Source organism: Shimazuella sp. NTD247 (genome assembly GCF_059510415.1).
Genome location: NZ_JCAJZU010000001.1, coordinates 488,793 through 514,030, shown reverse-complemented (window position 1 = coordinate 514,030; position 25,238 = coordinate 488,793). Strand labels below are relative to the sequence as shown.

23 protein-coding genes are annotated in these 25,238 nt (G+C 36.0%); 3 read left to right on the top strand and 20 right to left on the bottom strand.

Annotated features, from left to right (window positions below; genetic code table 11):
* Positions 1 to 50: 50 nt before the first annotated feature.
* The 3 genes from AC5WOC_RS02460 to AC5WOC_RS02450 all read right to left on the bottom strand — a co-directional run bounded on the left by AC5WOC_RS02460 (position 51) and on the right by AC5WOC_RS02450 (position 2,359).
* Complete coding sequence (locus AC5WOC_RS02460; RefSeq protein ID WP_496053801.1) at positions 51 to 770, bottom strand: MBL fold metallo-hydrolase; 720 nt, start codon at positions 768 to 770, stop codon at positions 51 to 53.
* Positions 771 to 846: 76 nt separating this feature from the next.
* A complete protein-coding gene (locus AC5WOC_RS02455) occupies positions 847 to 1,440 on the bottom strand; it encodes a TetR/AcrR family transcriptional regulator (RefSeq protein WP_496053800.1) in 594 nt (197 codons plus the stop codon).
* 457 nt (positions 1,441 to 1,897) lie between these two features.
* Entirely contained in the window at positions 1,898 to 2,359 is a 462-nt protein-coding gene (locus AC5WOC_RS02450) for a hypothetical protein (RefSeq protein ID WP_496053799.1), read from the bottom strand.
* A 356-nt stretch (positions 2,360 to 2,715) separates the two neighbouring features.
* Here AC5WOC_RS02450 and AC5WOC_RS02445 point away from each other — a divergent pair, with 356 nt between their 5' ends.
* A complete protein-coding gene (locus AC5WOC_RS02445) occupies positions 2,716 to 3,006 on the top strand; it encodes a hypothetical protein (RefSeq protein WP_496053798.1) in 291 nt (96 codons plus the stop codon).
* Positions 3,007 to 3,588: 582 nt separating this feature from the next.
* Here AC5WOC_RS02445 and AC5WOC_RS02440 read toward each other — a convergent pair.
* The 9 genes from AC5WOC_RS02440 to AC5WOC_RS02400 form a co-directional block, all read right to left on the bottom strand.
* Positions 3,589 to 4,389 (bottom strand): MerR family transcriptional regulator, encoded by an 801-nt coding sequence (locus tag AC5WOC_RS02440; protein ID WP_496053797.1) that lies wholly within the window; start codon positions 4,387 to 4,389, stop codon positions 3,589 to 3,591.
* Positions 4,364 to 5,293, bottom strand: coding sequence for a DUF2268 domain-containing putative Zn-dependent protease (locus AC5WOC_RS02435; protein ID WP_496054155.1), 930 nt, complete (start codon positions 5,291 to 5,293; stop codon positions 4,364 to 4,366). The genes AC5WOC_RS02440 and AC5WOC_RS02435 overlap by 26 nt, the downstream gene beginning before the upstream one ends.
* 600 nt (positions 5,294 to 5,893) lie before the next feature.
* Positions 5,894 to 7,810 (bottom strand): YhgE/Pip family protein, encoded by a 1,917-nt coding sequence (locus AC5WOC_RS02430; protein WP_496053796.1) that lies wholly within the window; start codon positions 7,808 to 7,810, stop codon positions 5,894 to 5,896.
* Positions 7,807 to 8,451 (bottom strand): P-loop NTPase family protein, encoded by a 645-nt coding sequence (locus AC5WOC_RS02425; RefSeq protein ID WP_496053795.1) that lies wholly within the window; start codon positions 8,449 to 8,451, stop codon positions 7,807 to 7,809. Before AC5WOC_RS02425 ends, AC5WOC_RS02430 begins: the two co-directional genes overlap by 4 nt.
* Before the next feature lie 142 nt (positions 8,452 to 8,593).
* Positions 8,594 to 9,802 (bottom strand): pyridoxal phosphate-dependent aminotransferase, encoded by a 1,209-nt coding sequence (locus AC5WOC_RS02420; protein WP_496054154.1) that lies wholly within the window; start codon positions 9,800 to 9,802, stop codon positions 8,594 to 8,596.
* Between the two features lie 51 nt (positions 9,803 to 9,853).
* Positions 9,854 to 11,056, bottom strand: coding sequence for an acetate/propionate family kinase (locus AC5WOC_RS02415; RefSeq protein WP_496053794.1), 1,203 nt, complete (start codon positions 11,054 to 11,056; stop codon positions 9,854 to 9,856).
* Between the two features lie 114 nt (positions 11,057 to 11,170).
* Entirely contained in the window at positions 11,171 to 12,061 is an 891-nt protein-coding gene (locus tag AC5WOC_RS02410) for a 3-hydroxyacyl-CoA dehydrogenase family protein (protein WP_496053793.1), read from the bottom strand.
* A gap of 15 nt (positions 12,062 to 12,076) precedes the next feature.
* Entirely contained in the window at positions 12,077 to 13,561 is a 1,485-nt protein-coding gene (locus AC5WOC_RS02405; protein WP_496053792.1) for an AAA family ATPase, read from the bottom strand.
* Complete coding sequence (locus tag AC5WOC_RS02400) at positions 13,558 to 14,070, bottom strand: hypothetical protein (RefSeq protein WP_496053791.1); 513 nt, start codon at positions 14,068 to 14,070, stop codon at positions 13,558 to 13,560. The genes AC5WOC_RS02405 and AC5WOC_RS02400 overlap by 4 nt, the downstream gene beginning before the upstream one ends.
* 193 nt (positions 14,071 to 14,263) lie before the next feature.
* On the opposite strand from AC5WOC_RS02400, the gene AC5WOC_RS02395 reads away from it, so the two are divergent.
* The gene (locus AC5WOC_RS02395) at positions 14,264 to 14,443 is read left to right on the top strand and encodes a hypothetical protein (RefSeq protein ID WP_496053790.1); all 180 of its coding nucleotides are present in this window, start codon (positions 14,264 to 14,266) and stop codon (positions 14,441 to 14,443) included.
* 80 nt (positions 14,444 to 14,523) lie between these two features.
* Here the strand turns inward: AC5WOC_RS02395 and AC5WOC_RS02390 are convergent, their stop codons facing one another.
* From AC5WOC_RS02390 to ligD, 3 genes are all read right to left on the bottom strand, one after another.
* Positions 14,524 to 15,819 carry an amidohydrolase gene (locus tag AC5WOC_RS02390; protein ID WP_496053789.1) on the bottom strand — a complete coding sequence of 432 codons (1,296 nt, stop codon included), beginning with the start codon at positions 15,817 to 15,819 and terminating at the stop codon, positions 14,524 to 14,526.
* An 11-nt stretch (positions 15,820 to 15,830) separates the two neighbouring features.
* Positions 15,831 to 17,330 (bottom strand): DUF6056 family protein, encoded by a 1,500-nt coding sequence (locus AC5WOC_RS02385; protein WP_496053788.1) that lies wholly within the window; start codon positions 17,328 to 17,330, stop codon positions 15,831 to 15,833.
* 69 nt (positions 17,331 to 17,399) lie between these two features.
* Complete coding sequence (ligD, locus tag AC5WOC_RS02380) at positions 17,400 to 18,311, bottom strand: non-homologous end-joining DNA ligase (RefSeq protein ID WP_496053787.1); 912 nt, start codon at positions 18,309 to 18,311, stop codon at positions 17,400 to 17,402.
* 58 nt (positions 18,312 to 18,369) lie between these two features.
* Between ligD and AC5WOC_RS02375 the strand changes: the two genes are divergently transcribed.
* Positions 18,370 to 18,561 carry a hypothetical protein gene (locus tag AC5WOC_RS02375; protein ID WP_496053786.1) on the top strand — a complete coding sequence of 64 codons (192 nt, stop codon included), beginning with the start codon at positions 18,370 to 18,372 and terminating at the stop codon, positions 18,559 to 18,561.
* 29 nt (positions 18,562 to 18,590) lie between these two features.
* On the opposite strand, the gene AC5WOC_RS02370 is transcribed toward AC5WOC_RS02375, so the two are convergent.
* The 5 genes from AC5WOC_RS02370 to AC5WOC_RS02350 form a co-directional block, all read right to left on the bottom strand.
* The gene (locus AC5WOC_RS02370; protein ID WP_496053785.1) at positions 18,591 to 19,505 is read right to left on the bottom strand and encodes an ATP-dependent DNA ligase; all 915 of its coding nucleotides are present in this window, start codon (positions 19,503 to 19,505) and stop codon (positions 18,591 to 18,593) included.
* Between the two features lie 2 nt (positions 19,506 to 19,507).
* A complete protein-coding gene (locus tag AC5WOC_RS02365) occupies positions 19,508 to 20,629 on the bottom strand; it encodes a GerAB/ArcD/ProY family transporter (protein ID WP_496053784.1) in 1,122 nt (373 codons plus the stop codon).
* Between the two features lie 18 nt (positions 20,630 to 20,647).
* A complete protein-coding gene (locus AC5WOC_RS02360; protein ID WP_496053783.1) occupies positions 20,648 to 21,760 on the bottom strand; it encodes a GerAB/ArcD/ProY family transporter in 1,113 nt (370 codons plus the stop codon).
* 173 nt (positions 21,761 to 21,933) lie between these two features.
* The gene (locus AC5WOC_RS02355) at positions 21,934 to 23,136 is read right to left on the bottom strand and encodes a Ger(x)C family spore germination protein (protein ID WP_496053782.1); all 1,203 of its coding nucleotides are present in this window, start codon (positions 23,134 to 23,136) and stop codon (positions 21,934 to 21,936) included.
* A 1-nt stretch (position 23,137) separates the two neighbouring features.
* Positions 23,138 to 24,652 carry a spore germination protein gene (locus tag AC5WOC_RS02350; protein WP_496054153.1) on the bottom strand — a complete coding sequence of 505 codons (1,515 nt, stop codon included), beginning with the start codon at positions 24,650 to 24,652 and terminating at the stop codon, positions 23,138 to 23,140.
* Between the last annotated feature and the right edge of the window lie 586 nt (positions 24,653 to 25,238).

Sequence of the window (25,238 nt, the reverse complement as noted above, 5' to 3'; positions counted from 1 at the left end):
TCCTGATTTACCGAAGTGACGCAGTTGATTTTCCGTATCACTAGGTGTTACTAGTTAATATTGTTTGCAAACTTGCGGATCTTTGTAGCAGCATTTCGAATAATCGGTCTGCCATGCCCTAAACAAAGTGTTTCTACATTCATATCATTTATTTTATGGACGGATTGTTTAGCTTCTTTGAGATTCGGAGTAGCTGCAATTAGTGGTAATGTTAGATGATCTGAGGGTAAATTCATTAGAATATCACCACCAATCAAAAGTCGTTGATCCTCCCACCAAAAACCACAATGACCTGGACTATGTCCAGGTAAATCGATAACTTCTAGACCCGGAAATACTTCATCTAATCGATCACCTTCTGAAATTTCATAATGTACAGGTACAGATAATTGATGGTTGAGCATAGGCTTAAGCCAATACTTATAAACGAAACGATCAAATCTTCCTAGTTCAGAAGGAGAAGCATATCGAGGCTTTTTCTCTCCACGAATCACTTCACTCTCGTAACGATGATGCGCATACACTTTTGCTCCAGTTATTGCTTGTAGTTCAGAAAGACTACCAATATGATCCCAATGAGCATGTGTAAGAAGAATTCGTTTAATGTCATTGAGCTGAAAGCCACCACGTTGAAGACTCTTTTCGATTCGAGAAACCGAATTTGGTTTGCTCGTATCTACCAGTGTAAGACCATCAGAAGCCTCAATTACATAAACATTTCCCATAATTAATCCGTTGATTCTATAAATATGTTTTTGAATTTTTTCCATCGGAACTCCTCCAGAGAATGTATATCGAATATATATTTAGTACTAAGCAGTACTAATGAAGATCAAAAAAAATTGATTAATTTGCAGAAGTTATTTGTAACATTTTCAGTAATGTATCGCGCTCTTTTCGAAATGAATCGGCATTTCTGTTGATACTGATAAGCATTAACATTCCTTCCAACCATGAACTAAAGATGGATGCCAGCATATTCGCTGGAAGATCATTGCGTATTTCTCCTTGGTCAGCTCCTTGTTGAATAAGTTGAGTAAAATGATTAATTTGCTGTTTAAAAAATAACTCAAGTCGAACACGGACTTGTTCATTCGTTCTACCTGCCTCTACCATCAGAGAGATGAGTGGGCAACCTCCAATGCAGTCTCGATCCGTTAGTTCTTCTATCAGTATATCTGTGTATTGTTTTATTTTTTCTAATAACGATCCATGGTTTTCGACTAATTGCTTTTGGAAAGATGTTTCAAGAACTGAGATATATGTTTCTAAAACAGATAGAACTAGTTCATCTTTGCTTTTAAAATGATAATAAATATTGGATTTTGATACACCGCTTTGTTTGACAACATCATCCATTGATGTGTAAGAAAGACCATAATTACGAAACAATTCAGCTGCCACTTGAATAACATGATCATGATTAGTTAGTTTATTCATAATTAGAACTATACAGTACTAAAACGAGATAGTCAATTACTAAATAGGGACAAAGCCAGCAACTGAACGACAAAGAGCAATTTGTCAGAAAATAAGAAATATACCGATACATTTTGAGCGTCGGTACATTCGTTTGAATGTGTTAGCTATACAGCAAGTCTCTTATCTAGATCGATTGGAATTCGCCTGATCAGCCCATTCTTTTTTGGGAGTACATGTTGGATTTTAAACGTATTGAGGTAAGGCACCCATTCGGACATTGAGGGGCCATTCTGGCAATATCTTTAATGGTAGTTTTATTTATGACAAGTGTTTTAATCATCTCTTCTTCTTTCTTTCCTAATTACTCAGGTATGCGACCTAGGGGTCCCCGTATTGTCACTACCCCTAAAAGCAGTGTCCCCCAGACACCGCCCGCTCCTGTGTTGGAACGGAGGTGCCTAGGGAACGACCCACTTCAGGCGAAGATACCGTATTTCCCCCTCGCATCCTGTACATAGGACTTCCACAGCTCAATGTACTCCTCGACCTCGGCATTGCCGTAGGAGGTGGGAACGGGCTTCTTCAAGAACATCCGCAGACCAGAGATGTATCCCTGATACGGGGCACCCACTTTGCGCATCTCTTCGATTCGCTCCATACGGCGTTCGAGATCGAACACCAGCCGCTCAATCTGTGCGATTGCTCGTTCAGGGCAGTAGTTGTCTCGGCCGCACACCCTCCAGCCGTAGAGCGGAGTGTACCGGAACTCCAGACAGTACCCTTCGCTGATCCAACGCTCCAGAGAGCCTCCTTGGGTGACCAGCTTCACACCCTTCTCCTTCAGATAGGAGCGAATGTGATCGAGCTCACTTCCGGTAATGAAGAAGTTGAACGACTTGACGAGTGTGCTGGGGGCATCCACGACAGCGATGATCATGAGCCTTCCTTCCTAAAGCGGTTAACTTACCAACAGTTTACCATAGGTATCTCCTATTATGTAACAATGCTTATCTATGACAATGATACTTCATAACGCAAAAACTGCTATCATGGGGTTCGGGGGAGATACATGTAATTTTAGGACATAAGCTGTTTAATATTTCTATCTATGAGTTCTATGTCACTTTTTTAGTTAGTTAGGCAACCAATTTATAAGCTATGGAGAGCTTGGTTAGCTCCATAAGTGTCACAGAATACAGATTCTACGATATTTTTTATCTAGATAGTTTCTTATCCTACAGAAGACATGCTAAACTATTGTTGTACTATAAATAAACTATCTAGGGAGCTAAGTTGTCTGGTCTGTGGGAAGAGATCAAGGACATTGTCGATGTGAAATCGCGCAAAGAGTTGAACGAGCGAATTTCTTCTGACAAAGAGTTCGCAACATCCTTTGTGGAACGTATGGTAAAACATCAGTACAACCTTCATGGGATCACAGTAAAACTGGAGAAGAGTCAACGTTCTACTCTTACTATTAATGACCCGAACAATGGACTGAAGAAATTCGAAAAAGGAAAGCTCGCAACTTATCATAGTCACTTCCGTCCATATGGTTACTCGATGACATTCACAGTTGTCTAACGTCAATCCCCAAATTAGTTCTCTACTTCCTTGTCAAAATGGCAAGGGAAGTCATATTTTAACGATGACCGCTTTTCTCTCTAAAAATTTCAATTGGTAAATATTCCTAGGATATGTCCTATTTTTACACGTATCTTCCTGGTACCCCTAATTAATTCCCAGAGTGGCCCCTCAATGTGAGAATCGGTGCCTACCCCTATTGATATAGATAAGACTATTTTGTAATAGTTGAAGACAGAGGATAGCAATTTCCTGTTCCTGGTTGATTTTTTTTGATTTCTCCATCTATTCCATAGAAAACAAAGTTACCAGTTCTCTAAGCAAAGAAAAGACAAAATGTATATGTCTGCTTTGAAGAAAATAGAGGTGTAGCCTATCTAACTAATTAACTATCATTTACATAAAATTATTTTCTAAGAATAATAGGGGCACTGTTAGAAAAATGCGAATTTAAAGCATAAAGGAAATGGCAATATGAAAAATCCCAATCTCTCTTATTATATATTGAGAAATTGGGATTTTTTTATTCTAGAAAAACGCACATTAGCAAATGTTTTTTACCCATCCATTGGACTTAAATTCTCACAGATCATGTTCCATTGGCTCTCCTATAGATTCCTCCTTGTTCTGATTGATATGATGCATAATAGCGTTGTATAAAAAATCAGCTAAGTCTTCATTGCTAAATTGATTGACATAATTTTTGAATCGATTATGAAATTTATACGTATTTGCAATACATGCTAGTATCTCAGAATCACAAACCATAGTTTGTTCAAAATTACTTTTCCATTCTGTAATTAATTGCTGTACTTCATCAGAAGAAGGAGACTGGTTTAGACAGGATGCCATTCTTCTAAATACACTTTCCATGTTTTGCTCGAACACAGAGAATAAGTTTGCTTTTTCACTTGGAGTGAGTTTTTCTAGTTTCCTCTCAAATTCTTTGTATTTTTCTGTTTCTCCATAAAAGAATCTCGCTTCATGAGCATACTGCTCTTGTAATGGTAAAATGGATGAATCATGAAAAATGCGTAGATTATAGATATCTTTTCCAGATACATACTCGTCCAATGCAGTAATGATTGTTTCCAATCGTTGTTTTTTTATCAATAAAGTTCGGCTATGCTTTTTTAATAACTGTTTCTGTTCTTTCATCGAGAATTTCAAAATATCCTTAATCTCTTGTAGGGAAAAATCCATTTCCTTTAAAAATAAAATGGTTTGTAGTTTTGCTAAACTATTTCTATCATAGAGTCGATAACCATTTTCCGTATGATGAGTTGGCTCTAATAAATTTATCTTATCGTAATAATGTAAGGTTCTCTTGGTTATACCTGTAATTTGAACAATATCTTTAACTGCTAATAATTGTTTCTTCATCCCAAAATCCTTTTACTTTATCTAATATGTCATTCGCAGGAGTAATAGTAGCTTCATAAATAGTTTTACCTGTTTTTTCTAAATAGTATTTGATTAAATAATATCCACAGGCATAACCGGCACTATAAGGCATATTAACTGGTGTTAAGTTTTGGAGTTTTGCTAATTCATCACCGTAAAGATATGGTGCCAAATTTTGAAAGCCTCTGAGTTGTAATTTTTCCTTGAGCACAGGTTTAATACGCTTATTAAGAGTTTGCCTATCTGTTTTCGATACCCAGGGTCCAAGCATCTCCTCTCCAAAAATAGAAGTAGCATAGTTTTCTGCTAACCCCTCACTCACAATTAATTCACCTAATGTAACGGCAAAATGATCCCATTCAATAAATTGATAGCGGACGTTATGATTACATTCATGAGCTAATGCAGCCTTCATTCGAGGTATGGTATATTCATTTGGCACAAGTGTACCAAAAATATAGCCAGGAATACCCCCATCGCCACTATATCCCTCATTTATCATTAAGAAAGGGCTATTTGGATTCCCTAATAGAATAGTGAATAAATAATCAGATACACGAAGATTCACGTCGTGCTCTGTAAATAAGTGAAGGCTATTCTTAACTGCTTCTTCACACTCATCCCAAAAGAAATCGGACGAAATTAATTCTAATTCTGTTGAAATCTCATTGGTAATCTGAGTAGGTGAGATGCCTGTCATATTGTTCAATATAATAACATCAAAATCATCTGGCTTCTCAGCTTTAAAAGGAATATGTTGTATTTCCCATTTTTTCATAAATGGAGCAAACATTTCTTGTCTGAGTAGTTCAACTTTTTCTTCCTGTGGAGCTTGTAAAACTTTGCGATATATTTTATCTGAGCGTAATGCTTTTATATTCACTTTTTCCACCCTCTCTCTTCTTTGATCATGATTATAGACTATGACGTAACGTTATAGTCAAGGGGGTTAATTAAACAAAAGAGAATGAAAATATGACTCCATGATAAGAGACAAGATTCAGTTGACATGAAGAAATGGAAATGATTTATCAACCTTATAGGGACAACTTCTATCAAATCGGAAACATCAGGATAGCTTCGATGTCCATTATCAATGGTGGTTCTTCTGTCAAAACGTGGATTTTACCTTTAAGAATAAACGAAAAGACTAACTTCCAACTTCTCTAAGGATATAAGTTAGTCTTTTTTTGATTCCTGTTTTTATTTACTTTAAGTCTAATCAAGGGAGTAAGATAGGTAATACATTGGCTACTTGCATAGTTCTTGTATGATCAAGTCCATCATGCAAGCTAACTTTTATCATGTGACTACCTCTTTGTCAGATATTTTCCTAACGATTGTTTGATAACTCTTTCAAAAAGGTATTTACTACTTTTAGTGAGGTGGATTAAGCAATCAAACTTTTTCTAGGTAACATATCCATTATTGTTTTGGTTCGTATTTTTTGATTTTAAGTTTGAAATGAAAACTTGTTTGCATTTTATGAAGCTTCTAATTCATCGTGTTCTTGTATTTCTGATAACCGAAAATAGCGCTTTTGTACAATAAACGTTAACAATACTGCGCCTGCTAAAAAACAGAAAATAACAAGGAATGGTTTCCATAATTCATCTGGCTGATGATATACAATAATATGACGCAATCCATTTACACCATATGACATTGGCAGTAAAGGACTTATCACTTGAAAAATGTGCGGTATTAATGCAACTGGAAATGTCCCTCCGCTTGAAACTAGTTGCAAAACTAATAAAACAATAGAAATAAGTCTTCCTGGTCCACTCCCTAGTATACTAATCAATGCTCCGATTAGCGCGATAGACATAAAAGAAATGCAGATTAAAAATAAATAATAATAAAATGGTTGTTCGATTGGAAGACCCAACCCATAATGAATAATTGCTCCTGTTACCAATGATTGGAAAAGACCAAACGGGACAAATGTAAGTAATTTCCCCAATTGAATGAACCAAGGGTGAGATGGAAACAATCTCCACCGTAATTCGCTGACTGGAATAGCGAAATAAAGCATTAATCCGCCAATCCACAGTGATAATGGTAGAAAATAAGGAGCCAAGCCTACTCCATATAATGTAACTTTGTAAATACTTTGATCCAATATTTCAATTGGATTAGCAATAATATTCGCCAAAGTAACTGGATCTGCTTGCTGTTCACTGGTAGCTTGAGCTAACTTCTCTGATAATTTTTTATTCCCATTCGCTAATTGTTTTGCTCCAGTTAGTAATGTTGGAAATACTTTATTTATTGATTCTAATCCGTTATGTAATGTAAATATTCCATTTTTGAATGCCTGTATTCCGCTTTCTAATTGTTTTGCTCCTGTTGCAACTTGATGGGCTCCTACATTTAATTGATTTAACTGATTGAATTTTGTTTGTAAATTTTGAATGTCGGAATGAATTTTTCCTTCTAGTTGATCTAGTGAATCCAGTTTACTTTCTATATTATTGATTTGAACTTTTAGTGGTTGTAACTCAGGATGATCGAAAATAGCTTTATCTATATTTGTTTTTAGTACATCTACTATCGAATGCAACTGAGTAACATAACGATTCCATTTCTTTAAATCCACTATTTGCGCGGACTGTAAATGAGATAATTTATTATGAAAATAATTCACATTCGATACAAGCTGATCCGTACCCGCTGCTACCTTGGTTGCTCCATCGGCAAGTTGCTCGGAGCCAGATACTAACTTGTCGCTTCCTCTATCCAATTGGCTCGCTCCAGTAGCAGCTTTACTTAAAGCAGATTGTAACTGAAATAATCCCAGTGAAATCTTCTCCGCAGCAATAGATAGTTTTTTTGCCCCTTCTGCCGCTTGGGAAATACCGGACTTTGCTTTCATTAAGATGGATAATAGATTTTGTACATACTCGTTTGTAAATTTATTGGAAACTTCTGATGCCATCTCTGACTCAATTCGGCTTGCGATCGTACCTGCTATATAGTTTTTCCCTTCATTTCGAATGAAAATAAGCTGTGACTTCACAGGTTTTTTTGATGTTATCGATAAAGATCGCTTCGTAAAATCAGAAGGTATTCGCACTACAAGATAATAGTTATCTCCTGACAACCCTTTTTGAGCATTAGAGAAAGATGCTCTTTCCCACTTTAATTCAATTTTTTCTTGAAGTTGTTTTGCTAGGTCAGATCCATAATTGACATGCTTTCCATGATAATACCCTCCCTTATCTTCCATAACAAGCGCTACAGGAAACTTATTTAAAGAACCATACGGATTCCAAAATGCATAAAGATAAAGTCCACAATAAAGTAAAGGAATAAATAAAATGGCTATAATGGCAAGTCGAGCAAGGTTGTTCCGCCATAATCGCAGCCATTGTATTTTAGCGACTGTCCATATAATCAACCTATCTCGACCTCCTCCAATTTCATTATTTTTTTGCATGCAGAAGCAATCTTATGGTCAAATGTACTAAATATAAGAGCAAACTTTTCTTCTGATTGGATTTGTAAAAGACGATCCCATATTTTTTCCCAGTTTCCTTCTATTAAATGATGATTTGGCTGTTGCAACAAAACTGCCTTAGGCGAATGAACACATACCATGGCTATCTCAAATCTTCTTCGATCTACTTCAAGTAAATCTCTTATACGTTCTTTTCTTACGGTTTTTAAGTCCCATTGCGCCATTAATTTTTCTATCTTCGGTTTTATCTTATCTATTTGAAATAATTTACATTGATATATGAGTGATTCTTCTACTTGTAGTCCGCTAAAGAAAGGAGTGTATTGAGGTGTTGGCCCTATCCCGACGATCGAAGGATGAAGTTTTCTATTTACTTTCTCATCCTGAAACCACAATGACCCTTCATTTGGTTTTACATAACCACCAAGAAGAAACAATATTGGTATTTGCTGCTCTATTTCTCCGCCTAACAAAACAAGCTGATCAGTGGGATGAAGTTCCATATTCCATTTATGCAGCCAAGTAACTTTTTTTGTTTTTAATGTGATATTTGAATATATGAATTTCCACTCATTGCCCATTGATCTTTACCCCAGCTTATCTATTTAATCACTCTCTTATAATATGTAGAAAACCCTACACTCTTATGTAAAAAGAAACAAAAAACCGATCCCATAAGGATCGATTTTTTGCCATATACACCAATACAGTTATTTTGAAATATTATCGGTAGATGCGCTGACTACCCGATTTTTCTAGATGATTATTAGTAACAAACTGTTCAATCCGATCAAACGCTTCACGCAAGTTTTTCATGGAAGTGGCATAAGAAATACGGATATACGAATCAGCTCCAAAAGCTGATCCAGGAACTACAGCAACTAAAACATCTTTTAGAAGAGCAGTAGCCCATTCATCTACAGTATGAAAAGAACCGATCGCGTCTTTTACGTGAATAAATGCATAAAACGCTCCAGGCGGAGTGATACAACGGAAACCAGATATGTTCTGGATTCGATGCATTACATAATCTCTTCTTTCTTTAAAAGCCTGACGCATCACATGTACAGGTTCTTGTGTTCCAGTTATAGCAGCAATTGCAGCGTATTGGGAAATGGAAGTCGGGTTCGATGTACTGTGACTCTGAAGGTCAGTCATTGCCTGAATTATTGGTTGTGGTCCTGCAACATAACCAATTCTCCAACCTGTCATCGAATACGTTTTAGAAACTCCAGTTATAATAACAGTTCGCTTAAAATATTCATCGTTTAGACCTGCAATCGAAACGTGTGATTTTCCATCATAGATGAGATGCTCGTATATTTCATCTGAAATGATTAGTAAATCATGTTTTACGGCAACATCTCCAAGTTGGCGTAATTCTTGTTCGCTATAAATCATACCAGTAGGATTGGATGGTGAATTGATAATAATCGCTTTTGTTTTCGGCGTAATAGCTGCTTCTAATTGTTCAGCAGTTATTTTTAAATCATTTTCCTCTAATCCATTTACTACGATTGGATTCCCACTAGCTAATTTTACTTGTTCGATATAACTCACCCAGTATGGTGCAGGTACAATTACTTCGTCACCCTCATTTAAAATAACTTGAAATAGATTATATAGTCCTTCTTTTCCGCCTACTGTTATCATAATTTCTTTCAATGTATATTTTAAGTTATTTTCTTGCTTAAATTTTGTAATCACTGCATCTTTTAATTCTTTGACACCACCAGATGCAGTATACTTTGTATATCCTTTGTCCATTGCTTGTTTTGCAGCAGTCAAAATATGTTCTGGTGTATTAAAATCAGGTTCACCAGCACCTAATCCGACAACGGCTTTACCTTGTTGTTTTAACGCATTTGCAGTCGCTGTAATAGCTAGAGTTGGTGATGGTGATAATTGTTTCACTCGATCGGAAAGTTTAATCATGTCTTCCCTATCCCCCATTTTGTTTGTTTGCTTTTAATCATACCACCATTATGATGGGTCGACTAGGTATTTTGCTTCCCTTGCAATCATCAATTCTTCATTTGTAGGTACAACTAGAACCGAAATATTCGAGCTCGGAGTGCTGATCTGTCTGATGTTTTTCGAACGAATATTATTTTTCTCTTCATCAATTTCTATGCCAAAAAAACTTAAATTTTTACAAACCTCTTGCCTTACAAAGGAGGAATTTTCTCCAACTCCAGCAGTAAACAACAAAACATCCACGCCATTCATTGCAGCTATAAAAGATCCAATCGTCTTTCTTAATTTGTAAACATACATATCAATAGCTAATTTCGCTTGCTGATTTCCTTCTTCCATTGCTTCTGTCACTTCACGCATATCACTGGACATTCCCGTAACTCCAAGTAAACCACTATGCTTGTTCATCATGGATTGAATTTCACTTAAAGTTAAATCCTCTTTGGATATAATATAAGGCACAATAGCTGGATCTATATCACCACAGCGAGTACCCATCATTAATCCTTCTAGCGGTGTCATACCCATACTTGTATCTGTAGAAATACCGTTTTCGATTGCTGTTACACTGGCTCCATTTCCAATGTGTGCGGAAATAATTTTTAATTGTTTTAATGACTTTCCAACAAAATTTGCTGCCTGTTCGGAAACATATTGATGAGATGTTCCATGGAAACCATATCGACGTACTTTGTGTCTGGTATATAACACATACGGTAAAGGATAAAGATATGCATATTTCGGCATAGTTTGATGAAATGCTGTATCAAAAACAGCAACATGGATTGCATCTGGAAGCTGTTGTTCTGCTGCTGCTATTCCCAGCAGATTTGGAGGGTTATGTAATGGTGCTAAATCAACTGTTTTTCGTATTGCTTGGCGCACTTCACTGTCTATGACAACAGATCTAGAAAAGAACTCTCCTCCATGTACAACACGGTGCCCTACTGCCACCACCTCTTTTTTACTGTTTATTACTCCATCTTCCTTATTCATTAGCAGACGCAGCACTAAATTTAAACCTTCACGGTGATCAAGAATTTCAGCCGTTTCCATTTTTTCATCTCTACCAGTAACTTGATAAGTCACAATTGCACTTTCCGTTCCGATTTTTTCCACTAAACCACTGGCAATGACTGTTTCATCATTCATTTGAAAAAGTTCATATTTTATCGAGGAACTACCACAATTTATTACTAATATCTTCAAAGCTAACCGCTCCATTTCTAATGCAATTTCCGGTTAATATCAGTTATCATAAGCATACGAAAGTTATTCTACTCCATTTTTCTGAGCAAAAAAAGAGAAAAAGAAAAAAGGAGATCACTCTCCTTTTTTCTCTGACAGACGATTGCCATCTTGATCGTATTGAAAAAAACCTTCTCCTGTTTTGATTCCTAGATGACCTGCGCGCACCATTTTTTTGAGTAAAGGTGCAGGTCTGAACTTTGGATCTCCAAATTCACGATATAACCGTTCTAATGCAGCTAAAACAGAATTTAGACCAAAGCGATCTGCCATTTCAAAAGGACCAAATGCAAAATGATATCCATTGCGCATAGCAAAGTCGATTTCAGAAGCCCCTGCAACACCCTCCATTAAAATATTACATGCTTCATTGATAAACAACACAATCATCCGAGTTGTAACAAAACCAGGAGATTCAAAAACTTCTACTCCAGTGAGCTGCAAAGTTGTCAATAGAGATCGAAGACTTGCAACGCTTTCCTCTGACGTTTTTAATCCTCGAACTACTTCCACAAGCGGTCTTTTGGTTACTGGGTAAACAAAATGCAATCCAATTACTTTTTCAGGGCGGTGGGTAACTGCTGCAATTTCAGTTAAACTCAATGTAGATGTATTACTAGCTAAAAGAATATCTTCTCTGCATAGCTTATCACAAAGTTGAAAGATTTCTTTTTTTATATTCATGTCTTCCACAACAGATTCAATTACAAAATCAGCTGTTTTTAAATAATCTATTTGAGAAGTAAACACAATACGCGATAAGGTCATTTTCTTTTCTGCATTTGTGATTCCCCACTTAGATAACTTTTTATCTAAACTCATTTCAATTTTTCTTTTCGCATATTGTGCTAATTCATCGGTTTTTTCAAGAAGCAATACATCATACCCTTTAGAAGCACATAATTCAGCTATACCTTGTCCCATCGTGCCTCCGCCTACTACCGCAATGTGTTGAATTTCCTCCACTGAGTAACTCCCTTTCTAACTGACAAGCTTTTGTTTTAACAACTTACGAAATTGATCTCCGCTTAATCTTTCTTCCTTTAAAAGGATGCTCAAACAATCCTGAAAGAATGGTTGATGACTTTTTGTTAACTGCAATGTTTTTTGGTAAAGGGCATCCAACATATTACTCACTTCTTTTGACAATACATCTGTCGAAATCAAGCTTATATCAACAATTCCCAAAGAAGACAGACCTGTATCGATCATCGTTTTACATAAATGAATCGCTTGATCATAATCATTCTTCGCTCCTGTTGATCGGTTTTGGTACCATGTTTCTTCTGCACAAGTCCCTGCTAAGCATACCATAATTTGTTTCTCCAGTTGTTCTTTTGTATGCAAATAACGATCATCTTTTGGATGATGCCGTACATAACCCAAAGCTTGACCTCTGGGAGTTAGAACCACTTGAGCAACTGAATTTGGTTCCAATATTTCTGCAATGAGCGCGTGACCCAGTTCGTGAATAGCAACTCTTGTTTTTTCTTCTTCTGATGCAGATCGATCCGTTTGTCCGCCCATCAACACTTTATCTACTGCTAAGGAGAAGTGATTAGAGTCAATGTAGTCTGCATTTTCACGCATGGCATAAATTGCTGCCTCATTTACTAAACTAGCGAGGCTTGCTCCAGAAAAACCAAATGTCTCACTTGCAATCTTGTCTAAATTAACATTTTCATGTAATGGTTTGTTTTTGGTTTGAAGAGATAAAATATGTGCACGACTATGCTTATCAGGTAAATCTACAGCAATATGTCGATCAAATCTTCCAGGTCTTGTGAGAGCTGTATCTAACATATCTTTTCTGTTGGTTGCAGCAATCACAAAAATAGGAATACTACTTTTTTTTATACCATCCATCTCAGTCAATAATTGATTAAGGGTTTGATCATATTCTTTGTGTTGAGAACCTTCTCTTTTCGCACCTATCACATCAATTTCATCAATAAAAATAACTGCACGATCCTTCTTTTGCTTTTTAGCAATACTTCTCGCTTGTGAAAACAATTGACGAATGCGATTCGCTCCAACACCTACATACATTTCTACAAACTCACTGCCAGATGCCGCAAGAAAAACAGCATCGGAGTAATGAGCAGCTGCTTTTGCCATCAATGTTTTCCCTGTTCCTGGAGGTCCTGTCAGCAAAATACCTTTTAACGGATGAATTCCGTATGCACTCATTTTTTCTTGTTCCATCAGAAAGTCCAATGCTTCCATCAGTTCTTTTTTTGCTCTTGATTGTCCGCCGATGTCAGAAAATGCAACATTTGGAACAGCATTTTTTTGATCATGGGACTTTCCTATTTTGCCAAAAGACCCAACCTTAGCATTTCCTCCAGCGTAATACCATACTACAAATAATATGCCCACAAGTACAAATAAAGGAGAAATAGGAATTCCTAAATAGATGAGAAAAACAAATAATCCGATTCCAATACCAATAAAGGACCAATTCATTTTTCATCCACCTCCATTATTGGTAAAATCTGATACCATGTTTGATTTCCATCTCGAAGCATAAGATAAATGTATTGATCATCCATTGATAAATCATATTGAAGATGGTATTTATTTGATACTTTTTCAACAGTACTCTGTACTAAAGTAAAATGTTTTGTATCTACTGCTTCTTTTACACCAAAATACATCTCTTGCCATGCTTTTTGAATCGTTGGTGTTGATTTATTTGTAAAAGTGATACCCAATGTTTTACCACCAAGCACATTATTCAATTTTTTTACAGTTAAGGGGAACTTCTTGACGAAAGAATAGCTTGATTTTACGTTTAATTGTATTTGAACATCACCTGGATTTAATTTCAATGCCGTTGTTGACAATCCTTTTTGAGCAGAAATCGTTTTATTTATTGGTTTCTCTATATTCCAATAGAGATATCCCCGGTAACCTCCAAATAATACAATCAGCGTGACAATCAAGCTTATAGTTATTTTTCTTATATGCAACATGATCGCCACTACCTCCAATCCAATCATATATATCAAAGTACACTATGTAGTATAGCATATGTTATATATCACCGGAAAAAGGAATCATTGGAAATACAAAAAAAGACCGTAATCACGGTCTTTCTAAAATGTGTAAGACATACCTTCATCAAGCTAGGTGATACTAGTAGTACACCGCAAGGGAGGGTATTACATGTCTTCTTGTTGGTTATACGAGTTGCTGGAAACTCATTTATCAGAAGTCCAATTAAAGCAGATGGAACCCTTTCTCCACAACGAAAGTTGGGCCACCCCCGCAGCTCGACATCGAGAATGGAATGAAGAAGAAGATCCATCATTACGCTTTCGTTTGGACATAGATGTCCAAACATAGCTTTGGATAGAATTATTTTTTACAAAAATTTTCTACCTATTCCTTCGCCTGTTTTTTAATGCCTGCTAAAATTTAGCAGGCTATCTTTTAATCAGTTCTTGAAATGATTGCTCTGCTTCAAAACAAACTTTTTCTTCGTCGATGGTTGTCAACTCTCGATTAATCATCAATGCCTTTCCATTTACATAAACATCTACCACATCGCCTCTTGAAGCTGCATACACAATATGAGACACGACATCATGTGCAGGATACATATGAGCACCAGATAAATCCATAGAAATAAAATCAGCTTTTTTTCCTGCAGTAAGCGTTCCGATCGTTTTTTCCAAAAATAGTGACTCTGCTCCATAAATTGTTCCCATTTGAAGTGCTACTATAGCAGGAACTGCTTCCGGATCATGATTTGCACCTTTATGTATCAGTGCAGCCAGTTGAATTTCCTCTAATAGATCCAAATTGTTATTACTCGCCGAGCTATCTGTCCCAAGTGAAGGTCTTAAACCTGCTTGAATCATTTTGGTTACAGGTGCGATACCACTGCCTAGCTTTAGATTACTTCCTGGATTATGAGATATTTTCACATCTTTTGATGCTAACAATAAAATTTCCTCATCAGTTAAATGAACAGCATGAGCAACTAATGAAGGAATGTCAAAAAAACCGAGTAAATCCAAATGTTCAACTGGTCTTTTTCCATATTCCTCTATATTCTGCAAGACTTCTCTTGATGTTTCAGACATATGAGTATGAATAGGAACACCTAGTTCCTGTGCTTTTTCAATAAACTGCGATATAAAGTCTGGTGTGCATGTATAAGGGGAATGTGGAGACATCATCGTAGTAATACGACCATCAGCTGCACCATTCCAATTTTTTGCAAATAAAGTAGCTTCATTCAATTTACTTGCACGCAGTATATCATCTCCAAAACCGATACAACCACGACATAAGGATGCACGCAAACCCGTTTGTTCCACTGCTTCAGCTACCGCATCCATATGATCATACATATCTAAAAAACAAGTAGTTCCAGAACGGATCATTTCTACAATAGAGAGGGATGTACCTGCAACCACTTGTTCTCGCTTATATTTTGCTTCTAATGGCCACATTTTATCTTCCAGCCATTCTTGTAAAGGAAGGTCATCGGCATATCCACGAAGAAGACTCATTGCTGTATGCCCATGTGTATTTACAAATCCAGGGAGCAGTGCTTTTTTAGACATATCTATCCTTTGATCCACAACAATAGGTATTTCTTCTCCTTCGAAAACACCCAGTATGGTTTGATTTTCCACAACGAGTGAACCGACAAATGGCTTAAAGTCAGGTTCCAATGTCAAAATAATAGCATTTGTATAAGCTTTTCTCATTTTTGCCTCCATTACTTCAATAATATAATGACATTTTCTTTAATACCATAATAATCTTTAAATCCACGTGTTACATATTCTTGATCATCCAATTCATAACCTGCAGCGTTTCTATCTTTCAACCTTGGTAATACAATCGTTCCACTATCAAGATTTTTACTTTCCTCTACAATTTTCAATCGATCTGTTTGAATGATGGCATTTTCACTATATACCTTATCGATATAATAAAAATTAAAAACAGCAAAAAATATAAACAAAATTAGTATTTGTTTTTGAAATCCTTTGTATTGCAAATGCTGATATAACAGTACAATACTCACCATTGCTAAAGGGATACCCGGAAAAGCAATTCTTCCTCCAGTCATCGATGGAGTGAATGTAGTTGCTACGTTAATTAGAATAAAACCAATTGGAAAAACGAAATATACATAGTTTTTTAATTTCCATGCTAAATAAAGAGCCATTGCAGTAATTATAAGAATAAGAATAATCCCATATCCGAACAAATACATCTTATGCTCAAACCATCTTGCAAATATATTTGCTTGACCAAACAAAGGGATGGAAAAAACGAAAGGCATCATTACAATCGGTGTAGGAAGTAAAAAATACCATTTTTTTGATATGGAATAACAGACCACCGAGAGCAAAACAACAACAGATAAAGTGAAAATAGATTGTTGATGCAAGAAAAAATCAATCATCGAGGGAAATGTAATTTTCAATTTTCCTATCATAGATAGACTATTATATTCTGCAATTGCTTTGGAAGCTGCTCTTGCATTTGCCCCGGGAGACAAATACAAACCTAGAAATCCGACTATTGTAGTTAGAGTAAGCGTTATCGGTACTAGTCGTAATTTCTTGTGGAAAATATATTCTTTGAGCAACCAACAAAACATAAATCCAACCATTAACAACGCAATTTGCTCTTGTGACCATCCTACAAAAAAAGCTAAGAAGAAATATCCGAGCAGAACACCTTTATTCTTGATTTCCTTCTCATTATCAATATGTCGAAAATAGATGACGAGTAAAAATAAACCAACCATTGGATAAACATAATTAAATGAACCAACCGCATAAAAAATGGTTTGACGGGCTATGTACATATGGATAAGAAAAAACAAACAAACCAATAAAACACTTGATTTTGTGTCCCCTTTTTTTGGCAACCGCACAAATACTGCATAAAACATAAGATAAGCCAATAATACAAGTACGAATGGATTGAGAACACGCCATACTTCAATACCTGATACTAGTATAAAGATGGAGTATAAATTAATAAAAAACCTGCCATTCACATGAGTATAATCGTACATTTGATGTTGGATTGCTTGTAAAATGGAAAAAGACTCTCCTTTAAAATGTGGAAAAAGACTGAAATAAGTAGCGTAACGAAAATCATCGCCATACATATATACAAAGTGATCCAAATACAACATACCAATCAACAAAACAAAAAATGGCAGATGGGGGATAAAACTTTTTTTCATGATGTCCATTATTCCTCCCTTATGCAAATAATAAGACCAGAATAATGTACCACAAAAGCGAAAATCATACCCTAGTTCTCAAAGATGACTTTGAACAAATTGTAACAAATCCGATAAATTGTATTTTTGTTTTCTGTAAAAATCACCAAAGATATCTCCTTTTGAATCCAAACGGCTTTGAATAACAAAAAGAGTAAAGTCTGTTGGACACACCCCTTTTTCAAGTTCTTCCCATTCCAATGGGGTGGAAACCGTAGCTTCAGAGGTAGCTCGAGGCGAATAAGGTGCAATTAGTGTTTTTCCTCTCCAATGTTGTAGATAGTCAAAGTACACCTTCGTACCTCTGTCCTTTACCCTCCTTTCTATTGTGATCAAATCTGGATATTTTTCACTTAAATAACGAGCGATGAAATAACTTAATTTCCGTGTTTCCTCAAATGTATGAATCGGTTCTATCGGTACATAAATCTGCAATCCGCTTGCACCTGATGTTTTTACTATGCCATCTAACCCCATCTCTCGAATAATATCCCTTGTATAAAGAGCTACTTCAATCACTTGTTCAAAAGGCGAGCCTGTAGGGTCTAAGTCAAAAACCAACTCCGTCGGTCTGTCCATATCTTGATAAGTGTGAAATGAGGTATGAAACTCCAAACAAGCTAAGTTACCTAGCCAAATAAGGGTGGGAGAGTTTTGCAGCAATACATATTCTGTTTGCTCTATTTTTTGTGTCTTTATAAATGACGGCTGGGAAGCAGGAACGTTTTTTTGAAAAAATGATTCACCAGATACTCCATGTGGAAATCGAATCGTCGTCAAAAGTTTATTGTGACAATAAGGCAAAAGATAAGGGCTTAGCATCCCCAGATACTGAATATAGTTCCATTTTGTGATTCCTCGAAATAACTCTTTATTTGGATTCGAAATTTTTATCTCTTCTTCATCGATACGTACATACATTTCGCCTAAATACCAACTTTCGATTAGCAATTAGTTATTTCACACATACACTGCTGTATAAAACATATGCAAGGAGGAACAACACATTATGTTTAATAAACCAATAGATTATGATGCACTATGGGACGAAATCGAAAATGAACTGGATACTGATGTTGTAATTGACGAATTTCAAGATCCAAGTCTCAGCCATCCAAACATTCATCAATACTATCCATACCAAGGTTTTCAACCAGTTAATTTTATATATTTCCCCCATCGTAGGCGTTATACTTTTTAAATGGAATGGAGCACTTACTTAGTGCTCTTTTATTTTTGGAAGTTTTCAATGACTGGATTTCTCAATGTTCCATCTGGAGTCCATTCCAAATAACGAATTTTGGCTTGAATCGTAGGAACAAACCACCGTATCTCTTCTTCTCGAAATGCAGGAATGACTGTACAGGCGTTTTCAGTCGCTAAATACTTACTAAACTCGGTTAATATTTTCTTTTCTTCCCCGCTTAAACCAGATGAAACCCTTCCAATGTATAACCACCGTTCATTATCTAAGACACCTAATAAAAGAGAATAAACACTACCTGATTTCAATGTAACTCCTAACAAATAAGCAGTAATAAATTGAAAATGTTTTATTTTTCTCCATGTAGGATGTTTTTGACCAATATGGTATTGACCTAATTTCTCTTTGACCACGATTCCTTCCCAATGTTTTTCTTTTGTATATTGAAATAGTGCTTTTCCATTTTCTGTTGAAGGACATAGCTGTATCTTCTCAGAGGTCTGAACATAATCATTCAGTATTTTTATTCGGGTCTGCAGCGGTTTATCTGTCACCCAGTCTTGATTTATTTTTAATATATCAAAAATAACATAACTAACTGGTATTCTAGAAACAGCTTGTTCAATTTTACTAATGGTTTTCATTCGATCTCGTTTTGCAACTCGAAAGAAATCAGATTTTCCATGATGTAAAGATATCATCTCACCATCCAAGTAAATCGTTTTATTTTGATACAGCTCTTGCAAAATATGGGTAATTTCCGGGTAAACAGTAGTTCGAATATTTCCATTTTTTGTATGCAACAGCACTTGTCCATTTGTTATTTTGGCTAGGATTCGAATTCCATCCCATTTCACTTGATATAAGTATTCTTCCCCTGTTATTAGCCCTCTTGATAGAATGGGTTCCATCGGTTTAATAAAATCATTATCTTGTTTCATTATCACATGTTTCCTTTTGATCGAGAGATACGAAGACGCAACCAAGTAATAGCAAAAATCGGTACTGGTAAAAACATAAATACAAGAACAAGCATGCCCATCCATCTAGTAACATTTGTTAGATATGCTGCAACATTTGGAGTAAACCATAATGATAAAGGAACCATCATTAAACCCATAGAAATTGTGAATATTTTTTGATCTTTGGTACCGAAAATTTGTTTTAAACTTGTAGAAATAATAAGAATTAGTGTAGTTAACTTAATAAAAATAGACATAAACCAAATTCCTGCCATGATCACTTCGATTCTCTGAAAAAAACTAGCTATGTCGATCTTCTGGGCAAGCGTAAAAGCAGGATACACATTCAATGTGGTCATTTTTGGCCCTAGAATAAGCAGAGACAAAAGAATAAGTATAAATAGAACAATACTACCTAATAACATACCTGCATAAAATTGCTTTTTTACTGCCGAGAAGCCTTTTGAATTTTTATGTTTTACATAAGGAATAATCATCAAAAAAACAACTAATTCTCCATATGTAAAAATACTGAGTTCAGCACTTGATTTTAAAATCGGAATTATACCATTTTCAAATACAGGTTTTAAATTATCCATCTGAATTTGTGGCAAAAGACCGAGCGTAAAAGCTATAAATAGGAAGAGAAAAAATGGAAGAATAATTTCAGCAACTCTAGTAATTACTTCTAGGCCAAACCTCGCACCAATAATACAAACACCTACAAACATATACTCCACTGCCGTAATTGGTGTACCAACGATAATACGACTGCTGATGAATTCACCCATATTTACCAAAATTAGACTAGACAAGATAACTAAAAATCCAACGAAACAAAGAGAAACAATAGATCCAAGCCATTTTCCTAAAGATAATTGTATTAATTCAACAAAGGTATTTTTGAGCAAATACTCTCCAAAACGCATATACACCCATACGATTGTCATACCCAACAAGATTGCAATAAGCATGGCAATCCATCCATCTTGCTGTGCATGTACTGTCGCAAGACGAGGTCCAGTAATAATTGCTGTGCCGATCGTAAACATAAGCACTAGGATAGAAAATTGCCTGGCACCAATTTGTTCTTTTTCAATCATGCTTGGCTTCCCCTTTCGTTATGTAGACTGCTTATGTTTCATCCATTTACGTTTAAGAAAAAGAACACCAACTGTCAAAAATGGAATAAACATTACAGAAAATGTAAAATTCATCATCCATCTTTCTGTGAAGGTCTGATAATCAGCGGCACTCGGACTCAACCACTGCGACATAGGAATAAGACTGAGTGCCAGGGGCAATGTCAAACAATTTATATCGCGAAGTCGGAAAATTTGCTGAAAACATACGGAAGAGACATAGAGACAGACCGATAACTTGGCAAAAATAGAAAACATCCAAATTCCGGCCATAATTACTTCCATTCGTTGAAGCACTCCGCCAATGTCAATTTTTTTAGCAATAGTAAAAGCGGGATATGTATTAATAGAAGTACCCATTCCACCTATACTCATAATCGATAGAACAGTAATTAAAATGATCAATACTCCACCGATAAAAGAGCCTAACAAAAAACCTTTTTTTATTTTCTTTTGTTCTGCTACGTAGGGTGTTAACAGCAGAAATAACATCAATTCGCCGAATGGAAATGAAATAAAACCATAACTTGATTTGAGAATATCATGCATATCATGTTCAAAAACTGGCAAAAGATTTTTTACATCCATTTGCGGGAGAACAGCAAATGTAAAGATCAAAAATAAAAAAATAAAAAGAGGCAACAAAAACTCCAATGATCTACAAATCGTCTCAATTCCAAACCGAACACCGATAACTACTGTTATCACGAATATATATTCCACTGCATCCAGAGGTGTCCCCACTAACAGCCTTGTATTTACGAAATTACCTATATTAGAAAGAACCAAACTGGATAATGCGATGGCAAAAGCCGAAAAAATTAAAGCAATAACAAACCCCAGATATTTTCCAAAAGCTTCATGAATCGTATCGATGATCGTCTTTTCTTTCGAATACTCTCCTATAGAGGCATAACACCATACAATAAATAGACCTCCTGATAAACCAATCAGAGCGGAAATCCATCCATCTTGCTCCGCGTGTGAAGCAAGCATACTCGGAGCAATGATGATGGAAGTACCAATCGTAAACAGGAGTACAAGAATAGCAAATTGACGATACTCGATTCTCTCGTTGCCAATCCTGTTCAAAAATTCCAACCTCCTTTAATAAAGGAAATTAATAATATTCATTACTGTTGCCAGCAATAGAAAAAAGGAGAAAAACCAAATTTCCTTTTTATATTTCATTTTTTTCAACCTAGGAATTTCATAAAAAGCAATTGCGATCGCAACAAACGTAATAAAAATGGATTGCCACATTGTTAATCACCATGCCTTAATACAGGTGTTGTATGGTTTACTTTCCCGAAGTTCCTTATTTCTACTTTCACATTTACATACACAGGAACATTCGAGTAAACATCATCCCAGTTTTTCTCCATCTTCTTCCATTCCTTTGGATAGGTCTGATGAATGACATTACCAAAACCGAAAATATCGCTATGAAGCTCTTTTTGGGTTTTATAAAGTGCTTTAGTGATTTGGCTCTTAATTTCTTTTTGAGACTTCTTCTCTAATGTTTCCGTCACTTTTACGTTTAATAAATCTGCTTGACATTGTAACTCTGCCACGTTCGCCTCAGCTCTTATAGATACATTTATCACAGGTTTCTGGTTTATCATTTTAGCTTTTACAATTGGTTTCGCATGAATGATTTCTGTAACATCCTTTTGTGTTTTATTACAAGGCATTTCTACAACTGTACTCTTGATTTTCCCAGAAACATATTTGTAACCAGCTGCTTCTGTTTCATCTAGAAAACCAACCAACTTATCTTTTTTAAAAACTCCTACACTGGTATATTGCAAATAGTTATTTAAAGAAATATTCTCTGCGTTTTTCTTCTGGGATCCCTCTTTCAAACTCCCTTTAATCTCGATTGCAGAAACGACTGCCTCCTTACCAGTATTTGCAATATCATTGTCCAACTCATCTAATTTTAATGTAAAAAATGGGGACCAATACTTCTCGGAATGCCTCAGCATCGTATACATGTATGTGGAAGGTACTTTTTCTAAAGGAGTAACCAGGCTCAATATATCATCTGCCCTTGCATCTTTGGACATAATGACATAAAAATCAGATCTTAATTCATGATCTCGTGATAAGACATCGAGGATCGGTGAGACACCTTCCTTTGCAACAGATTCCCCAATAACGAACATTCGCAGATGGGATAAGTACAATTTCCGAGGTGTTACGGTTGATAATTTTCGAATTGCAGTGATTAGCGACCTTCCTCTTATTCGATACGTTACTACTGGAGCTCTACCGCTGCCTCCTTTCGATGCAGAAATTTCTCCAGGATCGACTACCTGAGTAGACAAGACATATTCATCTCCGATTTTATCTACTCCTAATCCAATGACTAAAGCTATCTCATTTAATTCTCTTCTGCTCCAACACCCTGTTAACGAAAGGGATATCGTAAGCAAAACAACAAAAAGAATCATTCTTTTTTTCATGTTACCTCTTCCCTTTTACCTTCCGTTTTGATGGTGCTGGGTTTTGTCCTCTCATTACATCTTTTGAAACTATACTAGTCGGACGTTTATCCATCATCCAGTGAGGTACACGAATAATACTATCCTTTAACTCTGAAGTAACATAAGGGCCATAAGGAGTCATATATGGAACTCCGAAAGACCGTATGCTACACAGATGCAGCACAATGACAAACAGGCCGATCGTTACACCATACAAACCAAACCCTGTAGCAATCATCATCAAAAGAAATCTCAAAATACGTAAGGAGATGGACATATTGTATGCTGGAATAACGAAACTAGATATGGCAGTAATAGCAACGACAATAACCATACCAGCAGAAACAATACCTGCTTCTACAGCCGCTTGACCAACAACTAGAGCTCCTACAAATGAAACTGTCTGACCAACAGCCTTCGGTAAACGGACACCTGCTTCTCGCAATATCTCAAATACTAATTCCATTAAAAAAGCTTCTACAAATGCAGGAAAAGGTACACCTTCTCGTTGAACCATTAAATTAACCAACAATGGCGTGGGGAGCATTTCCTGATGAAATGTAGAGACCGAAATATAAACCGCTGGTGCTAATAAGGAAATAAAAAGACAAATGAATCGAAGAATACGAATCAAACTGGATATAAGAGAACGTTCGTAATAATCTTCTGCAGCCTGGAAAAATTGATTAAATAACGCTGGGACTAATAAGACAATTGGAGTCCCGTCCACAATAATAGCTACCCTACCTTCTAACAAAGCTGCTGCAACTACATCGGGTTTCTGGGTATGATGAATGGTTGGAAAAGGAGAATACGCTTCATCTTGGATAAGTTCTTCAATATATCCGCTTTCTAAAATTCCGTCGATCTCAATCTTATCTAAACGACTTCGAACTTCATCTAACACCTTCTGATCCACTAGTCCATCAATAAACATGATGCTAATCTGGGTTTTGGTTATATCACCTATTGTTTTTCCTTCCAAACGTAGTCGTGGACTATTTATTTTCCTTCTAAGAAGTGCTGTGTTTGTTCGCATTGTTTCACTAAAACTTTCTTTTGGTCCGCGAACAACCCCTTCTGACTCTGGAACTCCTCGATCTTTCCATGACTTAAAAGAAATACGATACCCTTTTTTGCTTCCTTGCATAAGAAAAATAACTTCACCAGAAAGCAGAAAGGTAAACAATTCATCAAAATTTTCAATTTCACTGACACCGCCAGCAGGTATCAAGGACTTTTCAAGAAACGGCATCCATGCTTCAGGAGGTGTATGAAAACTTTTCCAATCATTTTCTTTCAGAAAAATCATCAATGGCTCTAATACAAAACTTTGTAAAGCATTTGTATCCGTCAAACCTTCTGTATAAAAAAGACATGCACTTAAATTTTTATCCTCTCCAAAATGAATCTCTCTAACAACAATATCTTGGCTGTCCCCTGTTTTTTCTTTTACAAAACGGATATTAGAATCGATTGATCGAGATAAGGCTATTTTTTCTAAGTTCTCTTCTTTATATTTGCTATTGGAGTCAGCTTGATTTTCCTCTTGATCTAATTTTGTCTGTTCTTCACCTTTGCTTTTTCCCTGTTCGGATTGTGCATCTTCGTTTGTATTTTGTTCCGAATCAGTCTGATCTTCTTGTTGATCCATAGTTTGCTCTTCATCGCCGTTTGATTCTTGTTCGGATTGTGCTTGATCACTGTCTTCACTTGTATTTTGTTCCGAATCAGTCTGATCTTCTTGTTGATCCATAGTTTGCTCTTCATCGCTGTTTGATTCTTGTTCGGATTGTGCTTGATCACTGTCTTCACTTGTATTTTGTTCTGTGTCAGAAGGGCTTTTCTTTTGGGCCGATTCAGATGACTTCTTTTTATCACTTGTTTCTTTTTCTTCAGGCGGAATATAAGATGGATTTGTTTCCTTTTCACTTAATTCTTGATCCTGATTGTTTTTTTCTTTCAATGTTTCTGTATTCGCATTTCCATATATATCTTCGTTCTTATTTTGATTCGTAGTTTTCGATGAGGAATGATCATTTTTTGTACTTCTGTTTTCTTCCTCGCTGTTTATTGCACTA